This window comes from Aeromonas sp. 130281, assembly GCF_056642115.1.
In genome coordinates, this window is record NZ_JBWVQS010000001.1 from 479,775 (window position 1) to 503,610 (window position 23,836).

21 protein-coding genes are annotated in these 23,836 nt (G+C 61.3%); 13 read left to right on the plus strand and 8 right to left on the minus strand.

All coding sequences use genetic code 11. From position 1 onward, the window contains the following. Positions 1–3: 3 nt before the first annotated feature. The 3 genes from aat (at position 4) to infA (ending at position 1,711) form a co-directional block, all read left to right on the plus strand. Positions 4–711 (plus strand): leucyl/phenylalanyl-tRNA--protein transferase, encoded by a 708-nt coding sequence (gene aat, locus AC1IN8_RS02145; protein WP_319916923.1) that lies wholly within the window; start codon positions 4–6, stop codon positions 709–711. Next, positions 708–1,424: an arginyltransferase gene (locus tag AC1IN8_RS02150; RefSeq protein WP_479757895.1), complete on the plus strand. Its 717-nt coding sequence runs from the start codon at positions 708–710 to the stop codon at positions 1,422–1,424. The genes aat and AC1IN8_RS02150 overlap by 4 nt, the downstream gene beginning before the upstream one ends. 68 nt (positions 1,425–1,492) lie before the next feature. Then, the gene (gene infA, locus AC1IN8_RS02155; protein WP_005300033.1) at positions 1,493–1,711 is read left to right on the plus strand and encodes a translation initiation factor IF-1; all 219 of its coding nucleotides are present in this window, start codon (positions 1,493–1,495) and stop codon (positions 1,709–1,711) included. 69 nt (positions 1,712–1,780) lie between these two features. Here the strand turns inward: infA and clpA are convergent, their stop codons facing one another. After that, the gene (gene clpA, locus AC1IN8_RS02160) at positions 1,781–4,033 is read right to left on the minus strand and encodes an ATP-dependent Clp protease ATP-binding subunit ClpA (protein WP_106886978.1); all 2,253 of its coding nucleotides are present in this window, start codon (positions 4,031–4,033) and stop codon (positions 1,781–1,783) included. Between the two features lie 60 nt (positions 4,034–4,093). Continuing rightward, positions 4,094–4,411: an ATP-dependent Clp protease adapter ClpS gene (gene clpS / locus AC1IN8_RS02165; protein ID WP_005325410.1), complete on the minus strand. Its 318-nt coding sequence runs from the start codon at positions 4,409–4,411 to the stop codon at positions 4,094–4,096. A gap of 228 nt (positions 4,412–4,639) precedes the next feature. On the opposite strand from clpS, the gene cspD reads away from it, so the two are divergent. Then, positions 4,640–4,858 carry a cold shock-like protein CspD gene (gene cspD / locus AC1IN8_RS02170; protein ID WP_005300025.1) on the plus strand — a complete coding sequence of 73 codons (219 nt, stop codon included), beginning with the start codon at positions 4,640–4,642 and terminating at the stop codon, positions 4,856–4,858. A 126-nt stretch (positions 4,859–4,984) separates the two neighbouring features. Here cspD and asd read toward each other — a convergent pair whose 3' ends face one another. Beyond that, the gene (gene asd, locus AC1IN8_RS02175) at positions 4,985–6,097 is read right to left on the minus strand and encodes an aspartate-semialdehyde dehydrogenase (RefSeq protein WP_479757896.1); all 1,113 of its coding nucleotides are present in this window, start codon (positions 6,095–6,097) and stop codon (positions 4,985–4,987) included. A gap of 329 nt (positions 6,098–6,426) precedes the next feature. Here asd and sugE point away from each other — a divergent pair, with 329 nt between their 5' ends. Next, positions 6,427–6,741, plus strand: a complete 315-nt coding sequence (gene sugE / locus AC1IN8_RS02180) for a quaternary ammonium compound efflux SMR transporter SugE (protein ID WP_139435442.1) — start codon at positions 6,427–6,429, stop codon at positions 6,739–6,741. A gap of 81 nt (positions 6,742–6,822) precedes the next feature. Here the strand turns inward: sugE and AC1IN8_RS02185 are convergent, their stop codons facing one another. Beyond that, entirely contained in the window at positions 6,823–7,521 is a 699-nt protein-coding gene (locus AC1IN8_RS02185) for a B3/B4 domain-containing protein (protein ID WP_479757897.1), read from the minus strand. Positions 7,522–7,831: 310 nt separating this feature from the next. On the opposite strand from AC1IN8_RS02185, the gene ycaO reads away from it, so the two are divergent. The 3 genes from ycaO (at position 7,832) to pflB (ending at position 13,146) form a co-directional block, all read left to right on the plus strand. Further along, the gene (gene ycaO, locus AC1IN8_RS02190) at positions 7,832–9,592 is read left to right on the plus strand and encodes a 30S ribosomal protein S12 methylthiotransferase accessory factor YcaO (protein ID WP_139435438.1); all 1,761 of its coding nucleotides are present in this window, start codon (positions 7,832–7,834) and stop codon (positions 9,590–9,592) included. Between the two features lie 381 nt (positions 9,593–9,973). Continuing rightward, the gene (gene focA, locus AC1IN8_RS02195) at positions 9,974–10,822 is read left to right on the plus strand and encodes a formate transporter FocA (protein ID WP_139435436.1); all 849 of its coding nucleotides are present in this window, start codon (positions 9,974–9,976) and stop codon (positions 10,820–10,822) included. Positions 10,823–10,863: 41 nt separating this feature from the next. After that, positions 10,864–13,146: a formate C-acetyltransferase gene (pflB, locus tag AC1IN8_RS02200; RefSeq protein WP_139435434.1), complete on the plus strand. Its 2,283-nt coding sequence runs from the start codon at positions 10,864–10,866 to the stop codon at positions 13,144–13,146. Between the two features lie 98 nt (positions 13,147–13,244). Here pflB and phnX read toward each other — a convergent pair whose 3' ends face one another. From phnX to phnW, 3 genes are read right to left on the minus strand one after another with little or no spacing between them, the layout of a single operon-like run. Then, entirely contained in the window at positions 13,245–14,084 is an 840-nt protein-coding gene (gene phnX / locus AC1IN8_RS02205) for a phosphonoacetaldehyde hydrolase (RefSeq protein WP_479757899.1), read from the minus strand. Further along, complete coding sequence (locus AC1IN8_RS02210; RefSeq protein WP_479757900.1) at positions 14,077–15,501, minus strand: aspartate aminotransferase family protein; 1,425 nt, start codon at positions 15,499–15,501, stop codon at positions 14,077–14,079. Before AC1IN8_RS02210 ends, phnX begins: the two co-directional genes overlap by 8 nt. Continuing rightward, a complete protein-coding gene (gene phnW / locus AC1IN8_RS02215; RefSeq protein ID WP_479757901.1) occupies positions 15,498–16,640 on the minus strand; it encodes a 2-aminoethylphosphonate--pyruvate transaminase in 1,143 nt (380 codons plus the stop codon). The genes AC1IN8_RS02210 and phnW overlap by 4 nt, the downstream gene beginning before the upstream one ends. A gap of 241 nt (positions 16,641–16,881) precedes the next feature. Here phnW and phnR point away from each other — a divergent pair, with 241 nt between their 5' ends. The 5 genes from phnR to AC1IN8_RS02240 all read left to right on the plus strand — a co-directional run bounded on the left by phnR (position 16,882) and on the right by AC1IN8_RS02240 (position 23,266). Then, the gene (gene phnR, locus AC1IN8_RS02220) at positions 16,882–17,589 is read left to right on the plus strand and encodes a phosphonate utilization transcriptional regulator PhnR (RefSeq protein WP_247626331.1); all 708 of its coding nucleotides are present in this window, start codon (positions 16,882–16,884) and stop codon (positions 17,587–17,589) included. Between the two features lie 134 nt (positions 17,590–17,723). After that, positions 17,724–18,743 carry a putative 2-aminoethylphosphonate ABC transporter substrate-binding protein gene (locus tag AC1IN8_RS02225; RefSeq protein WP_139435424.1) on the plus strand — a complete coding sequence of 340 codons (1,020 nt, stop codon included), beginning with the start codon at positions 17,724–17,726 and terminating at the stop codon, positions 18,741–18,743. Between the two features lie 270 nt (positions 18,744–19,013). Further along, a complete protein-coding gene (locus AC1IN8_RS02230) occupies positions 19,014–20,108 on the plus strand; it encodes a putative 2-aminoethylphosphonate ABC transporter ATP-binding protein (RefSeq protein ID WP_479757902.1) in 1,095 nt (364 codons plus the stop codon). Continuing rightward, positions 20,105–21,841, plus strand: coding sequence for a putative 2-aminoethylphosphonate ABC transporter permease subunit (locus AC1IN8_RS02235; RefSeq protein WP_479757903.1), 1,737 nt, complete (start codon positions 20,105–20,107; stop codon positions 21,839–21,841). Before AC1IN8_RS02230 ends, AC1IN8_RS02235 begins: the two co-directional genes overlap by 4 nt. 18 nt (positions 21,842–21,859) lie before the next feature. Then, complete coding sequence (locus tag AC1IN8_RS02240) at positions 21,860–23,266, plus strand: FAD-dependent oxidoreductase (protein WP_479757904.1); 1,407 nt, start codon at positions 21,860–21,862, stop codon at positions 23,264–23,266. Between the two features lie 106 nt (positions 23,267–23,372). Here the strand turns inward: AC1IN8_RS02240 and AC1IN8_RS02245 are convergent, their stop codons facing one another. Continuing rightward, positions 23,373–23,828, minus strand: coding sequence for a YcgN family cysteine cluster protein (locus AC1IN8_RS02245; RefSeq protein ID WP_202045317.1), 456 nt, complete (start codon positions 23,826–23,828; stop codon positions 23,373–23,375). Between the last annotated feature and the right edge of the window lie 8 nt (positions 23,829–23,836).

The window sequence follows — 23,836 nt, forward strand, 5'->3', positions numbered from 1 at the left end:
CTTATGTCTCGCTATCTCACCGAACTGGATGATGAGCTGTGCTGGTTTCCCTCCCCCAGCCATGCGCTGGAAGAGCCCAACGGCCTGCTGGCGATCGGGGGAGATCTCTCCCCTGCTCGATTGCTGGCAGCTTATCACAGCGGGATCTTTCCGTGGAATGAGCCACACCAGCCGCTGCTGTGGTGGTCGCCGGATCCCAGGGGGGTGATAGTGCCCGATGAGCTGCACATAGGGCGCAGCCTGCAGAAGTGTCTGCGCCGCACCCCCTTCGACATTACCATCGATAGCGCCTTCGATGAGGTGATAGCGGCCTGCGCCGCCCCCCGTCGCAGCGCCAGCGGCACCTGGATAAGCGCCCCCATGATCGACGCCTATCGGCAGTTGCACCGCCTGGGCCATGCCCACTCCATCGAGATCTGGCAGGATGGTAAGTTGCAGGCGGGGCTCTATGGCCTCTCCCTTGGCCGCCTCTTCTGCGGTGAATCCATGTTCAGCCGCATCGATAACGGCGCCAAACTGGCCATGGTGGCGCTCTGTCGTCACTTTTCACGCCATGGGGGGGCCCTCATCGACTGCCAGATGCAGAACGACTTCCTGGCCACCTTGGGGGTCCAGGAGTGGCCAAGAAGCCGGTTTCTGACCACATTGGCGAGCCTGATCAGGCAACCACTGCAGGACGGTTGCTGGCAGCAGAGGAGAATCAGTCTATGACAGAAGAAGTGATCCTCAAGGTAGGCCTGACCCCCAGACACCCGTGCAGCTACCTTGGCCATGAGCAGGAGCAGTTGCTGGTACTGATGGATCATGATCTGCTCAATGCGGCCGGTTACGAGCGACTGCTGACGGCGGGATTCAGGCGCAGTGGCAACGACATCTATCGCCCCCATTGCCCGGCCTGCAGCGCCTGCCAGTCACTGCGCATCCACAGCGAGCGTTTCGTGCCGAACCGTAGCCAGAAACGCGTTCGTCAGCTGAACCGGGATCTCGAGCTGGTACTGAGTTACGACGACAAACCCGAGTATTACCAGCTCTATGAGCGCTACATCCGCGAGCGCCATCACGATGGCAGCATGTACCCGCCGAGCCGGACCCAGTACAAGGGATTCCTGCACTGCGACTGGATGCCACCGCTCTACATGGAGATACGCAAGGAGGGACGCCTCATCGGCGTGGCCACCACGGACCTGCTCCCCCACTCCATGAGCGCCATGTATACCTTCTTCGATCCGGATTATGCCGACCGATCTCTGGGCACCTTTGCCATTCTGAGCCAGTTGGAACTGGCCAGGCGCACGGGTCGCAGCTGGCTGTATCTGGGCTATCTGGTGGAGGCCTGTCGCAAGATGAATTACAAGCGCCAGTACCTGCCCCACGAGCTGCTGGTGCAGGGAGAATGGAAAAATATCGACACCAAGCCCGAGTAAACTTTACACATAGCCTTAAATCCGGCATGATCCAGCGGTTTTTTGTTGTGGCTTATCAAGAGGATTCAATGGCTAAAGAAGACAGTATTGAGATGCAGGGTACCATTCTCGAAACCTTGCCCAATACCATGTTCCGTGTGGAACTGGAAAATGGTCACGTGGTTATCGCTCATATTTCCGGCAAGATGCGCAAAAACTACATCCGTATCCTGACTGGGGACAAAGTAACGGTGGCTCTGACTCCGTACGATCTCTCCAAGGGACGTATTGTTTTCCGCTCTCGCTAAGCCAGGAATTCAGCAAAAAACCCCAGCCTCGCGGTTGGGGTTTTTTGTCGTTTCTGGCCTCAATCACATTTAGTGAGAGACAGCTTCAACATTGACCTGGAAGTCAAAGCTGAGGCTGTTATTCACCAGCTCCACTCTCACCACTCCGCCATCGACCAGTGAGCCAAACAGGATCTCATTGGCCAACGGCTTCTTGAGGTGCTCCTGAATGACCCGCCCCATGGGTCTTGCACCCATTGCCCGATCATAACCCTTCTCGGCCAACCAGTGGCGCGCCTCTTCGGAGACCTCCAGTGACACCCCTTTGGCATCAAGCTGTACCTGCAGCTCGACGATGAACTTGTCGACCACCTGATGGATCACCGTCATGTCCAGATGGTTGAACCAGATGGTGTGATCGAGCCGGTTGCGGAACTCCGGGCTGAAGGTCTTGTTGATCACCGCCATGGCGTCGTGGCTCATGTCCTGCTGCTGGAAGCCAATGGACTTGCGCTGGGTCTCCTGCACGCCCGCGTTGGTGGTCATCACCAGGATCACGTTGCGAAAATCGGCCTTGCGTCCGTTGTTGTCCGTCAGGGTGCCGTTGTCCATCACTTGCAGCAGCAGGTTGAAGACATCCGGATGCGCCTTCTCGATCTCGTCCAGCAGCACCACCGAATGGGGATGCTTGAGCACCGAGTCGGTCAGCAAGCCGCCCTGCTCGAAGCCCACATAGCCGGGAGGTGCCCCGATCAGGCGGGAGACGGTATGGCGCTCCATGTATTCGGACATGTCAAAGCGCAGTACCTCGACCCCGAGCGCCTTGCCGAGTTGCTGGGTGACTTCGGTCTTGCCCACCCCGGTCGGGCCGGCAAACAGGAAGCAGCCCACAGGGCGACGCTCGTTGCCAAGGCCGGAACGTGACAGCCGGATGGCATCGGTCAATACGGTGATGGCCTTGTCCTGGCCGAACACCACCATCTTGAGGTTGCGCTCCAGGTTCTTCAGCACCTCCTTGTCGGAAGAGGAGACTGATTTCTCCGGGATCCGGGCAATCTTCGCGACTATGGCCTCGATCTCCGGCACATTGATCACTTTTTTACGCTTGCTGACCGGCAACAGACGTTGCCCCGCCCCCGCCTCGTCGATCACGTCGATGGCCTTGTCCGGCAGGTGTCGATCATTGATGTACTTGGCGGAGAGCTCCACTGCGGCGCGGATGGCCTTGACGGTGTAACGCACGCCATGGTGCGCCTCATAACGGCTCTTGAGCCCCATCAGGATGCGAGTGGTGTCATCTATGCTCGGCTCGACGATGTCGATCTTCTGGAAGCGGCGCGCCAATGCCCGATCTTTCTCGAAGATCTGGGAATATTCCTGATAAGTGGTTGATCCCACGCAGCGCAGCAGGCCATTGGAGAGCAGCGGCTTGATGAGGTTGGCCGCATCCAGCTGACCGCCGGAGGCTGCGCCCGCCCCTATGATGGTGTGGATCTCGTCGATGAAGAGGATGGCCCCTTCCTGGCGCTCGATCTGCTTGAGCAGTACCTTGAGGCGCTTCTCGAAGTCGCCGCGGTACTTGGTGCCTGCCAGCAGGGAGCCCATGTCCAGAGAATAGATGGTGCTGTTTGCTATCACCTCGGGCACATCACCCTTGACGATGCGATAGGCGAGCCCCTCGGCGATGGCAGTCTTGCCCACCCCGGCCTCCCCCACCAGCAAGGGATTGTTCTTGCGGCGACGGCAGAGCACTTGAATGGTGCGACTCAGCTCCTGATCGCGACCGATCAGCGGGTCGATGCGCCCCTCCAGCACCAGCTGGTTGAGGTTGGTGGCAAAGCTCTCGATCTGGGCAGAGGAGACCTCATCATCGGACTCGGCATTGTTGCCGCCACTCTCGGGCTTGCTGTCTTTGCGCACCCCGTGGGAGAGGAAGTTCACCACGTCCAGCCGGCTGATTTCGGCTTTTTTCAGGAAGTAAGCCGCCTGGGACTCCTGCTCGCTGAAGATGGCGACCAGCACATTGGCACCGCTCACCTCGGTATTGCCCGACGACTGGACATGGAACACGGCACGTTGCAACACGCGCTGGAAGCCAAGGGTCGGTTGGGTTTCTCTGTCTTCGTCATCGCGGGGGATGAGCGGGGTCGTTTGATTGATGAATGCGCGAATTTCCTTGCGCATCTGCTCCACATCCGCACCACACGAACTCAGCGCCTCATGGGCTGAGCTGTTATCCAGCAGGGCTAACAACAGGTGCTCGACGGTCATGAATTCGTGGCGCTCGTCACGGGCCAGTTTGAAAGCCTCGTTCAGCGTCTTTTCTAGATCTTTGTTCAACATAGGCACCTCCCCTCAGTACAGCAACAATGCGGTGTCGTTATCGCCATCAAGTCATCAGATTCAAGCCTTTTCCATGGTACATAGCAGTGGATGTTCGTTGTTACGTGAATAGGTGTTGACCTGGACCACTTTGGTCTCGGCAATCTCGGCGGTAAAAGTGCCGCAGACTCCCTTACCACTATAATGCACGCTCAGCATGACCTGAGTGGCCTTCTCCAGATCCATACCAAAGAACCTCTGTAGCACCTCCACCACGAACTCCATCGGTGTGTAGTCATCGTTGTTCAAGACGACCTTGTACATGGGTGGCGGTTGCAGCTTCGTTTTCTCTGCTTCTGCAATCTCTTCATTAGCAAAGAGTTCTTTCTGCTTGCTCATAGTTGCGCTTTGGTACCTCTAGATTACTACCGTCTCGCTCAAGATTGTCAATAGACTTGTTAACCAGATCACATCGGTTGTTAACAACTTCTTGACTCGCTTAAAAGTTGGACTAGATTGGTTACTTGCTAATCGGCGCCCGTCTGCTACGGGGTGATGCTCTAGTTATATAAGGCTGGCGCAGGTTACTCAACGACTTCAGGGTAATCAATAAAAGGATGTAGATGTATGGCAACCGGAACAGTCAAGTGGTTCAACAACGCAAAAGGATTTGGGTTTATCTGTCCGGAAGGCGGTGGTGAAGACATCTTCGCTCACTACTCCACGATTCAAATGGAAGGTTACAAGACCCTCAAAGCGGGTCAGGCAGTCAACTTTGAACTGCAGCAGGGGCCGAAAGGAAATCACGCCTCTGTCATCGTGCCAAACGAAGCACAGAACATGTAAGAGTCAAACTGGATAAATTGAAAAACGGCATCCCGCAAGGATGCCGTTTTTTTATGTCACTCGATGTGTCGGCACAATAAGAAAGGCCAGGCCTTCCTTATTGTGTGCTCTTGCGAGCTATCCCTGTCAGCGCGCCAGCAGGATGTTGAGCATACGGCGCAGCGGCTCGGCGGCGCCCCACAGCAGCTGGTCACCCACGGTGAAGGCCGCCAGGTATTCCGGGCCCATGTTGAGCTTGCGCAGACGGCCTACCGGGATGCTGAGGGTGCCGGTGACGGCGGCCGGGGTCAGCTCGCGGGCCGTGATGTCGCGATCGTTGGGGATCACCTTGACCCAGTCGTTGTGGGCGGCCAGCAGGGCCTCGACCTCGGGGAGCGGCACATCCTTCTTCAGCTTGATGGTGAAGGCCTGGCTGTGGCAGCGCAGGGCGCCGATGCGCACGCACAGACCATCCACCGGAATGGCGGCATCTTCGATCCCCAGTATCTTGTTGGTCTCGGCCTGGCCCTTCCACTCTTCTCGGCTCTGGCCGTTGTCGAGCTTGGTGTCTATCCAGGGGATCAGGCCACCGGCCAATGGCACGCCGAAGTTGTCCACCGGCAGGGTGCCGGAGCGGGTCTTCTCGGTGATCTTGCGCTCGATGTCGAGGATGGCGGAGGCGGGATCCGCCAGCTCCACCGCCACTTCGTCGCGCAGCAGCCCCATCTGGGTGACCAGCTCGCGCATGTGGCGCGCGCCACCGCCGGATGCGGCCTGATAGGTGGCCACGCTCACCCACTCCACCAGATCGGCCTTGAACAGGCCCCCCAGGGCCAGCAGCATCAGGCTGACGGTGCAGTTGCCGCCGACGAAGGTCTTGATCCCCCTGTCCAGCGCCTCATCGATCACGTCGCCGTTGACCGGATCCAGGATGATGACGGCATCCTTCTCCATGCGCAGGGAGGAGGCGGCATCAATCCAGTAACCCTGCCAGCCGGCGGCCAGCAGACGGGGATAGACATCCTTGGTGTAGTCGCCACCCTGAGCCGTGATGATGATCTCCTGCGCGGCCAGCGCCTCGATATCGAAGGCGTCCTGCAGGGTGCCGGCATCGACGCCGAAATTGGGGGCGGCCTCACCGGCCTGGGAGGTGGTGAAGAAGGTGGGTTGAATGCGGGCAAAATCCTTCTCTTCCTGCATCCGGCTCATCAGTACCGAACCCACCATGCCACGCCAACCGACCAAACCAACTTTTTTCATAATGTCCTACCCTGGATAGCTGCTGTAAAAATGAAGTCTCATACGCCGTGATCCCTTGCCGGACGCGGGTCCGTTCACAAATTGGCCACAGGCATGATGTGTAATTAATGCGTCTGTCCACATTACGGATTGTGGCGACGGGCGCAAGTCGAATTGCGCAATATTCTGTGTCGCTTGCCGCAATAACCATGGGTTCCGGGCTACCGCGCTTGGCGGACTCCCCATCGGTCAGGCATCATGATGTCCGACTGGCAACCACTGCCCCCTGGGGACGACCCCAAGGCCTTCACGACTCGCAGGGACGACCCTGCCCCGCCTGGAATACTCATATGCCCTGGTTACTGCTGCTACTGGCCGGCCTGTTCGAGGTCGCCTGGGCCATCGGCCTCAAGTACACCGACGGTTTCAGCCGTCCCCTCCCCACCCTGCTGACCCTGATCGCCATGGGGGTGAGCGTGTTGTTGCTCGCCATGGCGGTCAAGCAACTGCCCCTTGGCACCGCCTACGCGGTCTGGACCGGCATAGGCGCGGTCGGCACCGTGTTGATGGGGATCTGGCTGTTCAACGAGCCGGCCACCCTGGCCCGTGTACTTTGCCTGCTGCTGATCATCGGCGGTATCCTGGGGCTCAAGTTGATCGGCTGATAACGAGATGGAGGCGTAGTTCCACGACGCCCCGGCAGCGCGTATAAAAAATGGCCACCCAGGGTGGCCATTATGTTCTCCTCATGCCCCGCCGGGGTTTCCTATCAGCACGCTCTCTATCCGGGCGCCCGGCATCATCTGCCTTAACCCCTCGATCAGCCGATCACCGGCCTCCTGCAGCGCCGCCAGCGGCATTTCAGGCAAGCTTTCCAGGATGAACCACATCTGCCCGGACTCGGCGCTGAGCCGGGTTCTGGTCCCCTGACGCCAATTCCAGCGGCGACAGGTCACGCCTCTGTCATCACACCAGACCACCTCGCCAGGTTCGGGGGTCTCGTGGGCAGGAGCCCCCTCCTTCATGGTGTCAAACAGCTCGGTGCCATCGGCAATGATCAGCCGGGGCGATCCTTCATAAGCAGTGAGATCCTCCCCACCGACGGGGATGGCGTATTCGATGCTGATGGCGTTGTAGAGATCGACGACGGGATCGATGCAGGGCAGGCTACCCTCGCGTTGCACCCGCTTGAGCAACGCCTGTGCCGAGCAGGGGGTCCGCTGGGGCTTGGCACCGAAGCGCTTGAACACCTCCCCCCAGGCGGACAGATGCTCCTGTGCCCAGGGTGCACCGCCCGTCGCGACGGATTGGCAGGCCCGCGCCAGCGCTTGTGCGCCGACGTTGCGATCGACCATGGTGGCCCCGTCGACCTGGATGCTCAGGGCCCGGAACCCCGGGGCCAGCCTGGTCACCCTGGCATCAATTTGTGGTGTCATGAATGGCATAGCAACTCCCAATAAATGATCCGTGGTGAAGGCGATAACGGCAGACGAGGCCAGATGACCCATGCTCAGAGGGCACGCCCGTGATGCTTGTCACCACCAAGAAACAAGTCGGCACTATGATGGGTGACGGCATGACATAAAAAAATCTACTTTTTCTTAATGTTGTTCAGGAGAGCTAATAACCCAGACTATCCAGGCCGCCGACAGCCCCCTGAGCCGCACCTGGAATGGGATTGTCCTGGCCGCTTTTCCCGCCACTCATGCTATTATCTGCGACCGAACATGAGCCATTAAAAATCAGGATATTGTGATGACCGACCACACTTTTATTCCCGGCAAGGACGCGGCGCTGGAAGACTCCATCGAGCGGTTCCAGACCAAGTTGCAGGCCCTGGGGTTTGATATCGAAGAGGCCTCCTGGCTCAACCCCGTGCCCAATGTCTGGTCCGTGCACATCCGGGACAAAGAGTGCGCCCTCTGCTTCACCAACGGCAAGGGAGCCAGCAAGAAGGCGGCCCTGGCTTCGGCCCTGGGGGAGTATTTCGAGCGTCTCTCCACCAACTACTTCTTCGCCGACTTCTATCTGGGCGAGCAGGTGGCAAATGGTGACTTCGTCCACTACCCGAACGAGAAGTGGTTCCCCATCCAGGGTGACCAACTGCCTGCCGGCCTGCTCGACAGCTTCACCCGCAAGTTCTACAACCCGGATGGCGAAGTGACGGCCGACATGCTGGTGGATCTGCAATCCGGCAACGAGGAGCGCGGTATCGTCGCCCTGCCGTTCGAGCGTCAGTCCGATCATCAGACCGTCTATATCCCGATGAACATCATCGGCAACCTCTATGTCTCCAACGGCATGAGCGCCGGCAACACCAAGACCGAGGCCCGCACACAGGGCTTGTCCGAGGTGTTCGAGCGACACGTGAAGAACAAGATCATCGCCGAGGCCATCAGCCTGCCCGAGATCCCGAGCGAGGTGATCGCCCGCTATCCCGGCATCAAGGCCTCCATCGATGCACTGGAGGCCGAAGGCTTCCCCATCTACAGCTTCGATGCCTCCCTCGGCGGCCGTTATCCGGTCATCTGCGTGGTGCTGCTCAACCCGAGCAACGGCACCTGCTTCGCCTCCTTCGGCGCCCACCCGCGCTTCGAGGTCGCCTTCGAGCGCACCGTCACCGAATTGCTGCAGGGCCGTGGCCTGAAGGATCTGGACGTCTTCGTGCCGCCGTCATTCGACAACGAGCAGGTGGCGGATCACCACAACCTGGAGACCCACTTCATCGACTCCTCCGGCCTCATCAGCTGGGATCTGTTCAAGCAGGAGTCCGACTTCGAGTTTGCCGACTGGGACTTCCGCGGCACCTCCCAGCAGGAGTTCGACCACCTGATCGGCATCTTCCACGAGCTGGAGCAGCCGGTCTACATCGCCGACTACGAGCACCTGGGCGTCTACGCCTGCCGCATCCTGGTGCCGGGCATGTCCGACATCTATCCGGTGGAAGATCTGCTGCTGGCCAACAACACCATGGGTGCCCACCTGCGGGAGACCATACTGGCGCTGCCGTCCCTGGAGTGGGACGCGGAGCAGTACATGGCGCTCTTTGATCAGCTGGATGAAGAGGGTCACGACGAGCGCACCCGGGTGCGCGAGCTGCTCGGCATCGCCGCCGCCAAGGGCACAGCCCTGCACACCTTGCGGGTCGGTGAGCTCAAAGCCATGCTGGCGCTGGCCGCGGGCGAGCTGGAGAGCGCACTGGATCTCATCGACTGGACCATGGAGTTCAACCAGTCGGTGTTCCCGGCGGATCGCGCCCGCTACTACCGCGCCCTGCGCGCCTGCGTCGAGCTGTTCCTGGACGAGGATCGTGACCCCGAGCAGTACCGCCCGGTGTTCACCCGCATGTTCGGGGAAGAGACCCTGGCGCAGGCCTGGGCCCACGCCAGCGGCGAGGCGCGTTTCCACGGGCTGGAGGCGGCCGACCTGTCCCTCTCCCAGTTCCCGCTGCATCAGAAATTGCTCGCGGCCTACGAGAAACTGCAAAAAGCCAAACGAATCCATACGTGGAACTGATATGCTAGTGTAACCAAGGGGCCTGATGGCCCCTTCTGTTTTATGGGCTACGCTTTGGCGGGCCCTTACTCAAAGATGAAATAAATAACAAAAAATACCTCTTAGGGGGTTGTCAATTTAACCTTTGTCATGTTGGGGAGCCGTAAAGGTGCATTGCCGGTGCTTTTTTTGATGAGAAAGATATAAATCATTAAAAATCATGACATTAAAAACAGACCAAGTTCTGTTTCACCTGAAACCTGGTGTAAAGTCAAGCTTCCGGATGAAGAAAAAACCTGTAGTAAAATTACATTCACAATCTGTAATTCTTGATCGGAGTCAATTTTGGGGATCAGCCCCTTTGTTATGATTTCCACAGGCAAAATATGCAGGTACTGAGAATTGAAAGCAGAATCTCCCTTTGATTGTCTGAAGCCCGAAGCCATAGCCGCGCTGGCAGAAGACATTACCTATGCCAAGGCAACCAAGCCCGCCCACAAGGTCATTCCTCTGGCCATCACGGCAGGTGCTTTCATCGCCATCGCATTCGTCTTCTACATCACGGTCACCACGGGATCGAGCGGCATGGCCTGGGGCATGTCCAAGCTGGTCGGCGGTCTCTGTTTCTCCCTCGGTCTCATTCTGTGCGTACTGCTCGGTGCCGAGCTGTTCACCTCCACCACCCTGACCCTGGTGGCCAAGGCCGCCAACCGCATCAGCTGGGCTCAGCTGTTCAAGAACTGGGGTCTGGTCTACTTCGGCAACCTCATCGGCGGGCTCATCATAGTCGCGCTCATCATCATGTCGGCCGAATACACGGCGGCGGATGGTCAGTGGGGACTGAATGCCATGAAAGTGGCCCAGCACAAGATCCATCACACCTTCTTCGAGGCCCTGGCGCTAGGCATCCTCTGCAACCTCATGGTGTGTCTCGCCGTGTGGATGGCCTTCGGTGCCCGCAGCGCCACCGACAAGGTGATGGTGATGCTGCTCCCCGTCGCCATGTTCGTGGCCTCCGGCTTTGAGCACAGCATCGCAAACATGTTTATGATCCCGGTCGGCATCGCCATCCATGCGGTAGCAGGCCCGGAATTCTGGCAGGCCATCGGCCAGGACCCGGCATCGTTCGCCGATCTGACCGTATCCAACTTCGTCCTAAACAACCTCATTCCGGTCACCCTTGGTAATATCATTGGTGGCGGCGTCATGGTTGGTCTGACTTACTGGTTTATCTTCCGTCGCCATCATTAAGGATGGCGGCAGACACATAAATACCTTGAGAGGTAATGAAAATGGCAGAACTTAACGAACAGTTCCAAAAAGCATGGGAAGGCTTCGCGGCCGGTGAATGGCAGACCTCTGTCAACACCCGTGACTTCATCCAGAAGAACTACACCCCGTATGAAGGTGACGAGTCCTTCCTGGCTGGCGCGACCGAAGCCACCACCAAGCTGTGGGACAAGGTCATGGAAGGGATCAAGATCGAGAACCGCACTCACGCGCCGGTCGATTTTGATACCGACCTGCCCTCCACCATTACCGCTCACGATGCCGGCTATATCGACCAGAGCCTGGAGCAAATCGTCGGTCTGCAGACCGACAAGCCGCTCAAGCGCGCCATCATCGCCAACGGCGGTATCAAGATGGTCAAGACCTCTTGCGAAGTCTACGGTCGTCAACTTGACCCCATGGTCGAGAAGATCTTCACCGAGTACCGCAAGACCCACAACCAGGGCGTGTTCGACGTTTACACCAAGGACATCCTGAACTGCCGTAAATCCGGCGTCATCACCGGTCTGCCGGATGCCTACGGCCGTGGCCGCATCATCGGTGACTACCGCCGTGTTGCCCTGTACGGTATCGACTTCCTGATGGCCGACAAACTGGCCCAGTTCAAGTCCCTGCAGGCCGACCTGGAAAACGGTGTCAACCTGGAAGCCACCATCCGTCTGCGCGAAGAGATCTCCGAGCAGCACCGTGCCCTGGCCCAGATGAAGGTGATGGCCGCCAAATATGGCTGCGACATCTCAGTACCGGCCAAGACCGCCAAAGAAGCCGTGCAGTGGACCTACTTCGCCTACCTGGCGGCGGTCAAGTCCCAGAACGGTGCCGCCATGTCCTTCGGTCGTACCTCCAGCTTCCTGGACGTCTACATCGAGCGTGACCTGAAGAAAGGCCTGCTGACCGAGCAAGAAGCCCAGGAGCTGATGGACCACATGGTCATGAAGCTGCGCATGGTTCGCTTCCTGCGTACCCCGGAATACGATTCACTGTTCTCCGGCGACCCCATGTGGGCTACCGAGACCCTGGCTGGTATGGGCGTTGATGGCCGTACCCTGGTCACCAAGAACAGCTTCCGTATGCTGAACACCCTGTACACCATGGGCCCGTCCCCTGAGCCGAACCTGACCATCCTGTGGTCCGAGAAGCTGCCGGTCGGTTTCAAGAAGTACTGTGCCAAGGTATCCATCGAGACCTCTTCCGTTCAGTACGAGAACGACGACCTGATGCGTCCGGACTTCAACAACGATGACTACGCCATCGCTTGCTGCGTGTCCCCGATGATCATCGGCAAACAGATGCAGTTCTTCGGCGCCCGTGCCAACCTGGCCAAGACCATGCTGTATGCAATCAACGGCGGTATGGACGAGAAGCTCAAGATCCAGGTCGGCCCGAAAACCGAAATGGTCAAGTCCGAGTACCTCGACTACAACGACGTGATGGACAGGCTGGATCACTTCATGGACTGGCTGGCCAAGCAGTACGTCGCCGCCCTGAACATCATCCACTACATGCACGACAAGTACAGCTACGAAGCCTCCCTGATGGCGCTGCACGACCGTGACGTCTATCGCACCATGGCGTGCGGCATCGCCGGTCTGTCCGTGGCGGCCGACTCCCTGTCTGCCATCAAGTACGCCAAGGTCAAGCCGGTTCGTGACGAAGATGGCGTCTCCATCGACTTCGAGATCGAAGGCGAGTACCCGCAGTTCGGTAACAACGACGCCCGCGTCGATGACATCGCCTGCGACCTGGTCGAGCGCTTCATGAAGAAAATTCAGAAGCTCAACACCTACCGTGGTGCCGTGGCTACCCAGTCCGTGCTGACCATCACCTCCAACGTGGTGTACGGCAAGAAGACAGGTAACACCCCGGATGGCCGTCGCGCCGGTGCGCCGTTCGGCCCGGGTGCCAACCCGATGCACGGTCGTGATCAGAAGGGTGCGGTTGCATCCCTGACTTCCGTCGCCAAGCTGCCGTTCGCCTACGCCAAAGATGGTATCTCCTATACCTTCTCCATCGTACCGAACGCCTTGGGCAAAGACATGGAAGCCCAGAAAGCCAACCTGGCCGGCCTGATGGATGGTTACTTCCACCACGAGTCCAACCTGGAAGGCGGTCAGCACCTGAACGTCAACGTGATGAACCGTGAAATGCTGCTGGACGCCATGGAAAACCCGGAGAAATATCCGCAGTTGACCATCCGCGTATCCGGTTATGCCGTTCGCTTCAACTCCTTGACCAAGGAGCAACAGCAAGACGTCATCACCCGTACCTTCACCGCCTCTCTGTAATAGAGTCTCGGTGAACAAAAACCGGCGCCCAGGCGCCGGTTTTTTTATGTCTGCGTTTCAGGGCAAAGGCGGATAGCGCCTCCCCTTCCCTCCTCTGCTCAGGGGCGCTCCCCAGCCGCCAGACGGCGGTTGATATCGGCAATCACAGGGGCGATGTCGGCCAGGGTGTCGATGACATAGTGGGCTCCCGCCTCCCGCAGTTTGGCCTCGGCCGGTGCGCGCCGGGCGGCGATCTCGGTTTCGCTCATGGCGGCAAACGCCTCCCAGGTGGCGCCAAATTCGTTGCCGGAAACCGACAGCCCCACCGTCCACATGCCGGCGTTCAGCCCTTCGCTGATGCCGGGCACGGCATCATCCACCTTGATGCAGCGATGCACCGCGCTCACGCCCAGCTCAATCACGTTGGCCAGCGCCATCCAGGGGCCGGGGCGACCGCCAGCCTTGAGATCGTCGGTGGCGACCCAGTGATCCGGGCGATAGCCGTGATCGGCCGCCGCCGGCACCAGCGCCTCCATCACCGGACGGGGATAACCGGAGCAGGAGCCGATGCGCAGCCCCAGCCCCCGCAGAGCGTCCAGCACCGGCAGCACACCGGGGATGGGGGCGGCGAAGCGGGTCACCGCGGCAATCTGCAGCGGCATAAAGGTGTGATAGAGGTGGTCCACCTCGGCATGGCTCATGGGGTGGCCGAAGCGGGCCTGCCAGCGCGCATCCACCGAGGGCAGACGGCCCAGCGCGGCGATATGATCCCACTTGCCCAGCCCCATGGGCTGGCGTGCCTCATCCAGGCTCACCGGGAAGTCATAGGCGCGGGCGAAGGCCTCGACGAAGATGGAGGTGGGGGCGAAGGAGCCGAAATCGACGACGGTACCGGCCCAGTCGAGGATCAGCGCCTCTACATCGGTGGCCGGGTGGATGGCAATCTGCAAGTCAGTCATGGTGATCTTCCTGTTCCGGTGAGAGTGCGATCTCGCCAAGGGCGCGATCGAGAATGTTGATGGCGCGCACCAGATCGGCGCGGGCGATATTGAGCGGCGGCGAGAGCTGGATGACGTTGCCCTGGGAGACCTTGAAGCTGAGCCCGAGTTCCAGACAGCGGTAGAGCAGCCGCTCGGCGGCCTGGCTATTGCGGGTGCGACTCTGGTGATCGACCACCAGATCGAGCGCCCACAAAAGACCGATACCCCGCACCTGCCCGATCAGCGGGTGACGCTCAGCCAACTTGCCGAGCTCGCGCGCCATAAAGCGGCCATCCTCCTGCGCCTTGGCCAGCAGCCCCTCTTCACGGATGGTAGCTATGGTGGCGAGGGCCGCCGCGCAGCCGATGGGGCTCTTCTCGTGGGTGTAATGGCCCAAAGAGATGGCTGCGGCCTGATTGAAACGATCGCGAGTGATGAGCGCGGCAAAGGGCACCACACCGCCCCCCAACCCCTTGCCCAGGCAGATGATGTCGGGCTCGATGCCGAACTCTTCGAAGCTGAACCAGTGGCCGGTGCGACCCAGGGCATTGGGGATCTCGTCGACGATCAGCAACACCTTGTGGCGATCACAGATCTCCCGCACCCGCTGCCAGTAGGCCTTCGAGGGCACCTGCACATCGGTGTTGCGGATGGGCTCGGCGATAAAGGCCCCGATCCCCCCCTCCTTCTCGATGACGTACTCCAGATAATCGGCGTAGTGCAGGTCGTCCCCCTCCCCGCGATACCAGACGCCGCGATAACGGGTGGGGGGTGGAATGCGCTCCACCCCGGCCATCAGCGGGCCCATGCCGGCGCGAAAGCAGGCTTCGCCGCCCACCGAAATGGCATCGAGGGAGGCGCCGTGAAAGGCATCCCACAGGGACACCACCTTGCTGTTGCCGGTGATGAAGCGGGCGAGTTTCAAGGCAATGCCCACCACCTCGCTGCCGCCCGGGGCGAACAGCACCCGGTTGAGATCGCCGGGAGCCAGTTCGGCCAGGGTGCGGGCACAATCGATGGCGACCCGATGGGTGTAGCGGCGAGGTGCGAACGGCAGATCGGCGAGCTGCTGCTGCACCGCAGCCACCACCTTGGGGTGGCCGTGGCCCAGCTGATGGACGCTGTTGCCGTGAAAATCGAGGTAACGCGCGCCCGATACGCTGGTCAGCCAGCTCCCCTGCGCCCCCTCAATCAGATCCAGACAGGGGGTGGAGAGCGCCTGATGGAGGAAGTAGCGGCTATCCTCCGCCAATCCGGCCTGTACATCTTCGCTTTGGCCCGACCACCAGCGCGCCCGACTCTCGCCGAGGTTGATATCCCCTTCGCTGTCGGCGCGGCCGCTGCCGTGCAGCTTATCGTCACGCAGATCAGGACCCTGAACCGGCATGCTGGTCATGGTGCTTCCCCCTGCCAGTAGCAGGCGCTGGCCATGGCGGCGAGCAGTTCACGCACCCGCTCTGGGGTCACGTCGCCGATATTGCCAATGCGGAAGCAGTCGGCCTGGGAGACCTTGCCCGGATAGATGACAAAGCCCTGCCCCTTGAGCCGCTGATAGAAGTCGACGAAGCGGTAGTCCGGGTGGGCCGGGGAGTAGAAGGCGGTGATGATGGGAGATTGCCATTTTTCTGGCAGCAACGGCGCAAAACCGAGCTCGGCCATCCCAGCCACCAGGGTGCGCTGATTCTCGCCGTAGCGCTGATGGCGGGCGACGATCCCCCCCTCTTCTTCAAGCTCGCGCAGGGCCTGGGCAAAGGCCAGCACGGTATGGGTAGGCGAGGTGAAACGCCACTTGCCCCCCTGCAGCTCCATGGTCTGCCACTGGGCGTGCAGGTCGAGGGAGACCGAGCGGGCGCGACCGGCGCTGGCCGCCAGCGCGGCGCGGCGAGCGATGACGAAGCCAAAACCCGGCACCCCCTGAATGCACTTGTTGGCGGAGCTGATGAGAAACTCGATGCCAAGGCGCCCCATGTCGATGGGGATGCCGCCAAAGCTGCTCATGGCATCGACGATAAGACGAATGCCGCGGCGCTGGCAGAGCTCAGCCACCTCCTCAAGGGGGTTGAGCATGCCGGTGGTGGTCTCGCAGTGCACCATGGCCAGATGGGTGATCTCGGGGTGGCGCGCCAGCATGGCGTCGATGGCGGCAGGCTCCGGGCGGGTTGTCTCGCCGCAGTCGAGCTCATGGTGGCGCAGGCCGAGGCAGCGGGCCATCTCCCCCATGCGGGCCCCGTAGGCGCCGTTGTTGATGATCAGCAGGCACTCATCGGCACCGATGGCGGAGCCCAGCACGCTCTCCACCACATAGCTGCCGCTCCCCTGCAGCAGCACGGCGCTGTAGTCGCTTTCATATTCCGGGCCGGTGCCGAGGCGCACCAGCTCGCGGCGGATGGGCTCCACCACGCTCAGGTTGTAGTCCGCATCCCAGGTGCAGCTGTCTTGCAGCATGGCGGCCCGCACAGTAGCTGTGGTCGAGAGGGGGCCCGGGGTCAGCAGCAGGTAATCGACGGCGGCGGGGGCCGCAGGAATATGGGTCATGACTTCGCTCCTTTTGGTATATACCAGAATGAACGCATTGTGGGTAACTGCCCCGTCAAGGTCAAAGGGGTGGGGCCACGTGCAACAAAAAATTCATTTTCAGCGCCGGGATCGCGATAATCTAGGAAGCCTGAACAACAGGGGCAACACTGGTCTCTACCAACATTTTTTGACGCCGCCGTTTAACGACCGAGCAGATAACCAACCCATTGCCCAACTCATTGCACAACCAGGGATTTTCATGAGCAAACCCCAATACCTGCAGATCAAGGATGCCCTCGCCAACCAGATCCTGGCGGGGGGCCTGGCCTCCAACGACAAGCTCCCCTCCGAGCGGCTGCTGGGGGAGCTCTACGGCACCACCAGAGTCACCATCCGCGAGGCGCTGGTGCAGCTGGAGGCGAGCGGCCTCATCTATCGGGAGGATCGCCGCGGCTGGTTCGTCACTCCGCCCCGCTTTAGCCTGAATCCCAGGCGCACCTCCAACTTTCACCAGATAGTGCGGGAGCAAGGGGGTGAGCCGCGCACCGAACTCTTGGAAAAAAGCCGCCAGGCGGTGCCGCCCGCGTTGATGGCGCGGCTGCAGCTCAAGCCGTTCGACAGCCTGTTTCTGCTCAAACGGCTGCGCTATGCCAACGGGCGCGCCATCTGCTACTGCGAGAATCACTGCCTGCCCGAACGGGTGCCCGGCCTGCTGGAGCTGGATCTTGCCGGCAGCCTGACCGAGATCTATCAGGCCCATTACGATCTCCACTACGCCCGCATGCAGGTGCGCTTCTTCCCCACCGCCCTGCCGGACGAGGTGGCCAAGGCGCTGGGGGCCACCGCCGGTCTGCCCGCCCTGCGCCTCGAGCGGCTCAACTTCGATCAGCACGGCCGGGTGCTCGACTTCGATCTGGAGTACTGGCGCCACGACAGCCTGGAGATCGAGGTGGATACCCAGGATTAGGAACAGACAAGTCAAGAGCGGACAATCCCGTGCGGCAAAACGTCACGGGACCGTCACCTGAACGTCATAAAGATCCCCTAGCCTCTCTCTCGACCAATCTGGTTTATACCAAGTCAATTCATATGGAGAAGAGGATGAAACAGGGAACCCCTTTGCTGGCCGCCGCCGTGCTGGCCGCCATGACAGCCCCGGCACTGGCCGCGACCGATCTCACCGTCTACACCGCCTTCGAGCCGGAGCAGCTCGGCGAGCTGAAAACCGCGTTCGAGCGCCAGCACCCGGATATCAGCATCAAGTGGGTGCGTGACTCCACCGGGGTGGTCACTGCCCGCTTGCTGGCTGAAAAGGCTCAGCCCAAGGCGGATGTGGTATGGGGACTGGCCGCCACCAGCCTGATGCAGCTCGATCAGCAGCAGATGCTGACCGGTTACGCCCCCAAGGGGCTGGAGAAACTCGACAGCCGTTTTCGTGACGGCAAGGCCGAGCCGCACTGGATTGGGCTGGACGCCTTCTTCAGCGCCATCTGCTTCAACAAGGTAGAGGCGGAGAAACAGGGGATACCGGCCCCCACCAGCTGGGCGGATCTCACCAAGCCCGTCTACAAGGGCAAGGTGATCATGCCCAACCCCAGCTCCTCCGGCACCGGTTACCTGAGCGTCGCCGGCTGGCTGCAGACCATGGGCGAGCAGCAGGGCTGGCAATTCATGAACGGCCTGCACCAGAACATCGACCGCTACACCCACTCGGGCTCGGCTCCCTGCAAGCTGGCCGCCAGCGGCGAGACGGTGATCGGCATCTCCTTCGACTTCCCGGCCACCAGCCTCAAGGCCAAGGGGGCCCCCATAGAGGTGGTGTTCCCGAGCGAAGGCTCGGGCTGGGACATGGAGGCCGCCGCCATCATCAAGGGCACCCCCAAGCTGGAGGCCGCCAAACAGCTGCTCGACTTTGCCGCCACCGAGCAGGCCAACGCCCTCTACAACAAGTCGTTCGCTGTGGTCGCCATCCCTGGGGTCGCCCAACCAAGAGCGGGCTATCCGGCGGATATCAAGGGCCAGATGATCGACAACGACTTTGGCTGGGCTGCCCGCGAGCGCAACGCCATCCTGACCCAGTGGAGCGCCAGCTTCGACGGCAAGACCGAAGCCAAACAGTAAGCGTGAACGGCAGCGGTTTGTGCACGCCCGACGAACCGCCGCCAATAACCCCCTTGCCGAAGGCCAACAGGTGTTGGCCTTCGCTTTTTGGTTTAGACCCCATGTTTGTGTCGCCCTCGATGGGCGGCTCCGCGCCCGTCTGTACGCGGCACAGCCACCTGCCAGCGACCCATCGTCATCTGACTGTCATCGAGCTGTCATCCCCTTATCACCTGACCGTCACACTTCACCGGCAAACTGGTATATACCAAATCAGTAGCGAGTCGCACCATGACCCAGCCCTACCTGGACATTCAACATCTCAACAAGCAGTTCGGTGCTTTTCAGGCCCTCAAAGGGATCTCTCTGACCATTGAGCCGGGGGAGTTTATCTGCTTTCTCGGCCCCTCCGGCTGCGGCAAAACCACCTTGCTCAGAGCCATCGCCGGGCTGGATCTGCCAGACAGCGGCGAGATCTGGCAGGGGGGGCGCAATATCTCCCGCCTGCCCCCCCAGCAGCGGGATTTTGGCATCGTATTTCAGTCCTACGCCCTCTTCCCCAACCTGACGGTGGCCCAGAACATCGCCTTCGGCCTCGAGAATCAGGGGCTGGCGCGCGAAGCCATCAAGGAGCGGGTCGATCACTGGCTGGGGCTGGTGGATCTCAATGCCCAGTCCCACAAATACCCGAGCCAGATCTCCGGCGGCCAGCAGCAGCGGGTGGCGCTGGCCCGGGCGCTCGCCCTCTCCCCCGGCCTGCTGCTGCTGGACGAACCCCTCAGCGCGCTGGATGCCCTGGTGCGCACCCACCTTCGCAGCGAGATCCGCGCCCTGCAGCAGCGCCTTGGCATCACCACCATCATGGTGACCCACGATCAGGAAGAGGCCCTGACCATGGCCGATCGCATCGTGGTGATGGAGGGTGGCCGCATAGTGCAGGTGGGTACCCCGCAGGAGATCTACCACCAGCCTGCGAGCCGCTTCGTGGCAAGCTTCGTCGGCACCATGAACTTCCTCGAGACCCTGGTGCTCGGCCCCAATCAGGTGCGCCTCAACGAACAGCCTTTGACCCTCGCCAACCGCGCCGCCGCCGGCAGCAAGCTGCAGGTGGCCATCCGCCCCGAGGCCATCACCCTGGGCGCCTCCCATGAGCCTTATCTTGGTCAACATGGCGTCGAAGCAACCATAGAGCAGGTGGAGTTTCTCGGCGCCGCCCAGCGCCTCATCTGCACCGCCGACACCTATCTGGGCCCCCAGCAAGTTCTGGTGGAGCGCCCGACCCACGAGCTGCCCCGCCACGAACAGGGGGGCTGGCGCAGCGGCATGCGCTGCTCCCTGCACTGGCCCGCCGGGGCGATGCAGATCTTTGAAGGAGATGGCGCATGAACTCCCCCCTCACGACCTCATCCCCCTTGTCCCCGTCGCAACCGCAGCGCGCCCCCCTCTGGCGGCGCTCTTGCACCGGCTGGAATCGGGATCAACTGCTGCAACTCCTGCTGCTTGTGCTGGGTATCGCCCTGCTCACCGGTGGCCTGCTGCTGCCGCTGCTCACCATGCTGCAAAAGAGCCTGCAAGATGAGAACGGCCTCTGGGTGGGCCTTGCCAACTTCAGCGCCTACTTCGGCTCCCCCCATTTGGGTCGCACCCTCGGCAACACCCTCTGGCTCGGGGTGCTGATCACCACCCTGGTGGTGACCATCGCCTTCGGCTACGCCTATGCCCTCACCCGCACCTGCATGCCGGGCAAGGGGCTGTTTCGCCTCGTTGGCCTGATCCCGCTCTTGATGCCCTCCCTGCTGCCCGCCATCAGTCTGGTCTACTGGTTTGGCAATCAGGGAGTTGCCAAGGGACTGCTCGGCGGCGAGAGCATCTACGGCCCCATCGGCATCGTCATCGGCCTTGGCTTCTGGTGCTTTCCCCACGCCCTGATGATCCTCATCACGGCGCTCGGCCAGAGCGATGCCCGCCTCTATGAAGCCTCCCGGGTGCTCGGCAGCAGCGGCTGGCGCACCTTTGTCACCGTCACCCTGCCTACCGCCCGCTATGGCCTGCTCAGCGCCGCCATCGCCGTGTTCACCCTCACCATCTGCGACTTCGGGGTGGCCAAGGTGATTGGTGGCCAGTACAGCGTGCTGGCCACCGACATCTACCGCCAGGTGATCGGGATGCAGAACTTCGCATTGGGGGCGGTCGCCAGCGTCACCCTGCTGCTGCCGGCGCTGCTGAGCTTTGCCCTGGAGCACAGGGTGCGCAGCAAGATGCAGGAGCAGAGCAGCACCAAGGCGGTACCCTATCAGCCAAAACCCCATCGGCTGCGGGATCTGCTGGCGCTCGGCTGGTGTACCCTCTGGGCCCTGCTGTTTCTGGCGCTGGTGGGCATGGCGGTCTACGGCTCCCTGGTGCAATTCTGGCCCTACAACCTCGGGCTGACGCTCGATCACTACGCCTTTGACAGCAACAGCGTCTATGGCTGGCAGCCCTTTACCAACACCCTGCAGCTGGGCCTCTATACCGCCATCACAGGCACTGTGCTTATCATGGTGCTGGCCTGGGCGCAGGAGAAGGGGCGCCACTTCCCATGGCTTCGCCAGCTCCTGCACCTGCTCGCCATGCTGTCGCTGGCGGTGCCCGGCATGGTGCTGGGGCTGGGTTACATCTTCTTTTTCAACGGCAATCCCCTGTTTGGCAGCCTTCATGGCACCCTGCCACTGATGGTGCTCTCCTGCGTCATCCACTACTACACAGTGGGGCATATGACGGCGGTGACCAGCCTCAAGCAGTTGCCCAGGGAGCTGGAGCTGGTGGCCATTTCCCTGCGCATTCCACTCTGGAAGGCGTTCTGGCGCGTCACCCTGCCCACCTCCCTGCCGGCACTGCTGGAGATCTTCATCTATCTGTTCGTCAACGCCATGACCACCACCTCGGCGGTGATCTTCCTCTATTCGAGCGACAGCGTGCTCGCCTCCATCGCCGTGCTGAACATGGAAGATTCCGGCGATACCGCCACGGCCGCCGCCATGGCCACCCTGATCCTGCTGGCCGCCGCCACCGTCAAGCTGGTCCAGCTTTTCCTGAGCCGAGCCCTGCTGGCCCGCACCCAGCGCTGGCGCCACTCATAACCTTGTCGAGGAGTCATCATGTCCACTCTCCCCTTCTGGCTGGCCGAGGCGCTCGCCGCCGAACAGCCCGCTCCCCCAACGCCTCTTCAAGGCCAGCACGAGGTGGATGTCTGCATCGTCGGCGGCGGCTTTACCGGGCTCTGGAGCGCCATCGCCCTTAAACAGGCCGAGCCTGCCTTACGCATCCTGGTGCTGGAGAAAGATCGCTGCGGCAGCGGCGCCTCGGGCCGCAATGGCGGCTGCCTGCTCACCTGGTCGGCCAAGTACCTGACGTTAAAGCGCCTGTTTGGCGAGGAGCAGGCCGCCTGGCTGGTGCAAGGCTCCGAGCAGGCGGTGCACGAGATCGCCCGCTTCTGCGAGGCGCATCAGATAGAGGCGGAGCTGAGGGTCGAGGGCACCTGCTACACCGCCACCAGCGAGGCCCAGCGCGGCCTGATGGAGCCGGTATTGCAGGCGCTACAGCGAGCCAATCTTAACCAGTGGCAGGCGATTGAGGAGGGTGAACTGGCGAGCCAGAGCGGCTCCCACGTTCCTCTGGAGGGGCTCTACAGCCCCCACGCCGGTTCGGTGCAACCGGCGCTGTTGGTGCGCGGCCTGCTGCGGGTGGCGCGGGAACTGGGGATCGAGGTCTACGAAGGTTCCCCCATGCAACGCCTCGAAGGGGGACAGCCTGCACGGGTGCAGACGCCCCAGGGTGAGGTGCGTGCCCGTAAGGTGGTGCTGGCCCTCAACAGCGCCATGACGGCGCACTTTCGCGAGTTTCGCCGCAGCATAGTGCTGGTCTCCTCCGATATGGTGATCACAGAGCCGGCATCCCAGGCGCTGGCCGCCCAGCAGCTCGCCCATGGCCGCTCCGTGGTGGATGGCCGCACTTTCGTGCACTACTACAGATCCACCCCACAGGGGCGGCTGATGCTGGGCAAGGGGGGCAACATCTTCTCCTTCGCCAACCGCCATCTCGCCGAGTTCGATGCCCCCAGCCGCTATCTCGCCCCCCTCACCCGCACCCTGCGCCGCTTCTTTCCGGCGCTCCAGGATGTGCCCATCGCCGCCAGCTGGTGCGGCGCCTCCGATCGCTCGGTCGATGGCCTCCCCTTCTTCGGCCACTGGCGAGCGCAGCCCAACGTTGTCTATGGCCTCGGCTATTCCGGCAACGGGGTGGCCCAGAGCTGGATGGGCGGCCAGATCCTGGCGGCCCTGGTGAGAGACGAGGTGCGGGAGGAGGACAAGCCGTGGCGCGAATGCGCCCTGGTGAGCGGCCCGCGCGGCTATTTCCCGCCCGAGCCCTTGCGCTGGCTGGGGGCCATGGCGGTGCGCAACGCCATCCGGCGCAAGGAGAAGGCGGAAGATGAAGGTCGCCCGGTGGCCTGGTATGACAGACAGCTGGCCAAACTTGCCGATGCGGCGGGCAAGGCTGACAAATAAGCCTCACCCCTTACGCCACAACGCAGAAGGGGCAGGAGAGTATGACTCCCCTGCCCCTTCGCTGTTGGTACGGCTCGCGGCTGGCCCGGATAAAACGGGTCTGGCGTTAGCTGGCCCAGGTGATGATGTGATCTATCCAGTCGCCAGCATGGGCCTCGTGCACCACCTTGCCGCGCACCGACTGACCGGCCTGGTGCATGGCGCTGCGGCTGCCGGTGATAAGGGGATGCCACTCTGGCAGGCTCTGCCCCTCCGCCAGCAGGCGGTAGGCACAGCTCGATGGCAGCCAGTCGAACTCGGCAATCTTGTCGTAGGTGATCTGCAAGCAGTCCGGCTCTTTTTTAAAGCGGTTGCCGTAGTCGGAGCACTGGCAGGTCTTGGTATTGAGCAGGTTGCAGGCCACGTTGGTGAACACCAGCTCCTCGGTGTCCTCGTCAATGAGCTTGTTCAGGCAGCACTTGCCGCAGCCGTCGCACAGGGACTCCCACTCCGTCATGGTCATCTGTTGCAGGCTTTTTACCTGCCAAAAGGGGGCGCTCTGCACGGGTTCACTCTGCTGCATAAAGGTAG

What these genes read in the sequence shown, in the direction of transcription:
- aat (WP_319916923.1), top strand. Translation starts at nt 4, where the DNA reads ATGTCTCGCTATCTCACCGAACTGGATGATGAGCTGTGCTGGTTTCCC.
- AC1IN8_RS02150 (WP_479757895.1), top strand. Translation starts at nt 708, where the DNA reads ATGACAGAAGAAGTGATCCTCAAGGTAGGCCTGACCCCCAGACACCCG.
- infA (WP_005300033.1), top strand. Translation starts at nt 1,493, where the DNA reads ATGGCTAAAGAAGACAGTATTGAGATGCAGGGTACCATTCTCGAAACC.
- clpA (WP_106886978.1), bottom strand. Translation starts at nt 4,033, where the DNA reads ATGTTGAACAAAGATCTAGAAAAGACGCTGAACGAGGCTTTCAAACTG.
- clpS (WP_005325410.1), bottom strand. Translation starts at nt 4,411, where the DNA reads ATGAGCAAGCAGAAAGAACTCTTTGCTAATGAAGAGATTGCAGAAGCA.
- cspD (WP_005300025.1), top strand. Translation starts at nt 4,640, where the DNA reads ATGGCAACCGGAACAGTCAAGTGGTTCAACAACGCAAAAGGATTTGGG.
- asd (WP_479757896.1), bottom strand. Translation starts at nt 6,097, where the DNA reads ATGAAAAAAGTTGGTTTGGTCGGTTGGCGTGGCATGGTGGGTTCGGTA.
- sugE (WP_139435442.1), top strand. Translation starts at nt 6,427, where the DNA reads ATGCCCTGGTTACTGCTGCTACTGGCCGGCCTGTTCGAGGTCGCCTGG.
- AC1IN8_RS02185 (WP_479757897.1), bottom strand. Translation starts at nt 7,521, where the DNA reads ATGCCATTCATGACACCACAAATTGATGCCAGGGTGACCAGGCTGGCC.
- ycaO (WP_139435438.1), top strand. Translation starts at nt 7,832, where the DNA reads ATGACCGACCACACTTTTATTCCCGGCAAGGACGCGGCGCTGGAAGAC.
- pflB (WP_139435434.1), top strand. Translation starts at nt 10,864, where the DNA reads ATGGCAGAACTTAACGAACAGTTCCAAAAAGCATGGGAAGGCTTCGCG.
- phnX (WP_479757899.1), bottom strand. Translation starts at nt 14,084, where the DNA reads ATGACTGACTTGCAGATTGCCATCCACCCGGCCACCGATGTAGAGGCG.
- AC1IN8_RS02210 (WP_479757900.1), bottom strand. Translation starts at nt 15,501, where the DNA reads ATGACCAGCATGCCGGTTCAGGGTCCTGATCTGCGTGACGATAAGCTG.
- phnW (WP_479757901.1), bottom strand. Translation starts at nt 16,640, where the DNA reads ATGACCCATATTCCTGCGGCCCCCGCCGCCGTCGATTACCTGCTGCTG.
- phnR (WP_247626331.1), top strand. Translation starts at nt 16,882, where the DNA reads ATGAGCAAACCCCAATACCTGCAGATCAAGGATGCCCTCGCCAACCAG.
- AC1IN8_RS02225 (WP_139435424.1), top strand. Translation starts at nt 17,724, where the DNA reads ATGAAACAGGGAACCCCTTTGCTGGCCGCCGCCGTGCTGGCCGCCATG.
- AC1IN8_RS02230 (WP_479757902.1), top strand. Translation starts at nt 19,014, where the DNA reads ATGACCCAGCCCTACCTGGACATTCAACATCTCAACAAGCAGTTCGGT.
- AC1IN8_RS02235 (WP_479757903.1), top strand. Translation starts at nt 20,105, where the DNA reads ATGAACTCCCCCCTCACGACCTCATCCCCCTTGTCCCCGTCGCAACCG.
- AC1IN8_RS02240 (WP_479757904.1), top strand. Translation starts at nt 21,860, where the DNA reads ATGTCCACTCTCCCCTTCTGGCTGGCCGAGGCGCTCGCCGCCGAACAG.
- AC1IN8_RS02245 (WP_202045317.1), bottom strand. Translation starts at nt 23,828, where the DNA reads ATGCAGCAGAGTGAACCCGTGCAGAGCGCCCCCTTTTGGCAGGTAAAA.